The organism is Hydrogenophaga sp. 2FB, from assembly GCF_005503365.1.
In the GTDB taxonomy this organism is placed as follows: domain Bacteria; phylum Pseudomonadota; class Gammaproteobacteria; order Burkholderiales; family Burkholderiaceae_C; genus Hydrogenophaga.
The window spans coordinates 1-2379 of record NZ_SCML01000116.1 but is presented as its reverse complement, the minus strand read 5'-3'; the positions used below and the strand labels follow the sequence as shown (position 1 = coordinate 2379).

At 66.1% G+C, this 2379-nt stretch carries 3 protein-coding genes; all 3 read right to left on the bottom strand.

All coding sequences use genetic code 11. The features are described from left to right. Positions 1-1481, bottom strand: a 1481-nt coding sequence (gene tnpC, locus FFS09_RS30420) for an IS66 family transposase (RefSeq protein WP_137922634.1), incomplete at its 3' end; no start/stop codon positions are given. Between the two features lie 95 nt (positions 1482-1576). Further along, complete coding sequence (gene tnpB / locus FFS09_RS30415) at positions 1577-1909, bottom strand: IS66 family insertion sequence element accessory protein TnpB (protein ID WP_137922633.1); 333 nt, start codon at positions 1907-1909, stop codon at positions 1577-1579. Further along, complete coding sequence (tnpA, locus tag FFS09_RS30410; RefSeq protein WP_289509321.1) at positions 1906-2298, bottom strand: IS66-like element accessory protein TnpA; 393 nt, start codon at positions 2296-2298, stop codon at positions 1906-1908. The genes tnpB and tnpA overlap by 4 nt, the downstream gene beginning before the upstream one ends. Positions 2299-2379: the final 81 nt, after the last annotated feature.

The following is a 2379-nucleotide window of genomic DNA, read 5'->3' as shown; positions in this document are numbered from 1 at the left end:
GCGTCGTGCCGACTTCGCATAAAAGTGGAGTTCGCCTTATTTCTTCCCATCGCCCATGGGCGCATCAGGCGCTCGATGTGGTTGTTGTCGATGCTGACCTCACCATCGTGCAGGAAGCGGCCCAATGCATCCCAACGCTTGAGGCTGTAGTCCAGCGCAGCAGCGATGCCACCTCCGTCGGCCACGCGCGTTCTCTCCAGGCGCAGCCACACATGCAACTCGTCCCACAGCGGCTGCGCGTGCGATCTCCTGAACGCCAACCGGTCCGCCGCCGTCATGGTGCTCGCTTCCTGCTCGATGCGGTACAGCCCAGCGATGCGCTGGATGGCCTGCGCCGCCACAGGGCTGGCATGGGCCTTGGCCAGCTCATCGAACTTGCGCCGCGCGTGCGCCAGGCAACCAGCCTCGGTGCGGCCCGCGGCCCGGAACACCGCGTCGTAACCTTTGTAATCGTCACAGATGACCGTGCCGCTCCACCCTTGGAGGAACGCCATCGGGTACTTCGCGCCACGGCCCGCGCAGAAGTCGTAGATCACCCCGGGCGTGGGGTCGTGCTCGCCTCGGGCATACGCCCAGATGTAGGCTTTGGCGGTCTTGCCCGCGCCGGGGTCGAGCATCCTCACCGGCGTCTCATCGGCGTGCAGCACCTGGGCCCCGAGCACGAACGCGCGGTGCGCGTCGTACAACGGCAGCAGGCTGGCGCCTGCCGCGCCGGACCATGCCGCCAACGTCGAGCGCGGCGTGTGCACGCCCGAGCGGGCGTTGATCTGCTCTTGTCGGTAGTACGGCAGGTGGTCCACGAAGCGACTCACCAGGGTGTGTGCCAGCAGACCTGAGGCCGGCATGCCCTTGTCGATGATCTGGGGTACCACCGGCTCCTGCACCAGCACCTGGCAGCACTTGCAAGCCCATTTGCCACGCACATGGCGGTGCACGAAGAACTCGGCCGGCACGATATCGAGCCGCTCGCTCACGTCTTCTCCGATGCGCACCATCGCTTGCCCGCAGCCTGGCGAGGGGCACGTGGTGTTCTCAGGTTCGTGGCGATGCTCGACGCGGCGCAACTGCTCGGGCAGGGGTTGGCGGCGAGGCTGGCGCTTGTCTGCCGGGGGCGAGATGCTTGGCTCGGATGTCCCCTGCAGGGCTTGTAGTTGGGCCTGCAGGCTGGCCTCATCCTCGGCCGCTGTCTCTTCGAACATCTGCCGCTGTTCGGCATTCATCCGCTCTGTCTTGGCCCCGAACTTCCAGGCCTTCAGGCGTGCGAGCTCGAAGGTGATGCGCTCGATCTTGGCGTCCTTGAACTTTATCTCGCGATCGCGCTGGGCAAGGTGCTCGTCCTTGGCAAGCAGTGCGCTCTGCTGGGCGCTCAGTTGCTCACCTTGTGCGCTCAGCTGTGCCAGCAGCGCGGTTGCCAACTCGGTGACTGCGCTCTTGCTCAGGCCTTTGAGGTCCTGGGCATTGAGCGTGGTCACATCGAGCATGCCGCCATTGTCTGGGGCAGCCGTGCATGCGGCATCGGGGAATCAACGGATTGCCCGGCGCGCGCACCTTCCCAGGTTGCGCGCCGGGCGCAGGCTCACACGTGCGTGATGAGCTGCATGTGCTCCAGGCGCTGCCACGGCAGGCCGAGCACGAGGGCGTCAAACTGTGCCTGGGTGAGTGCGGGCAGCACGCTCGCCGTAGTGGGCCACACGAAGCGGCCCTGGTTCAGGCGCCGCACGGCGCACCAAACGCCAAAGCCATCGTGCACCAGCAGCTTCATGCGTGTGCAGCGCGTGTTGGCGAACAGGTAACCGTGGTGTGCCTGGGCAGCGCCGAACACATCGACCACTCGGGCGAGCAGCCGGTCTGCGCCGGCACGCATGTCCAGCGGCTCTACGCACAGCCACATGGCGTCGATGCGGATCACCGTAACAGCTCGCGCATCCAGGCCGCGCACGCATCGGCGGCCTCGACGGGCCAGCTCACGTTGATCGCGGTGGCGCCGCGGCGCAGTTCGATGCGGATGGCGGGCGCAGCGCCTGGGGCGGGCAACTGCATCGGGACGAAGGCTGGCGCCGTCGTCTTCGCTGGAGCCTGGGAGGTTGCCTGCGGCGGTAGGGCTACTGCGCCACGGCCCAGCTCGGCTTCTCGAACCCAGCGGCGCAGCAGGTTGGCGTTGATGCCATGGGCCATCGCCACTGCAGCCATCGACATCCCTGGCTGCATGCACGAGGCTACCGCGTTGGCTTTGAATTCGTCGCTGTGTGTACGACGGCGTCGGCGTGTGCCGACGGCTTGTTCAGGAATAGTGCTCACGTGTCCACCAAAAAGTTGAAGGTGGACACGAGCGTCCTATGCGCCTAACGCAGATTCAAGATGGGATGGCTGGACGCTTAC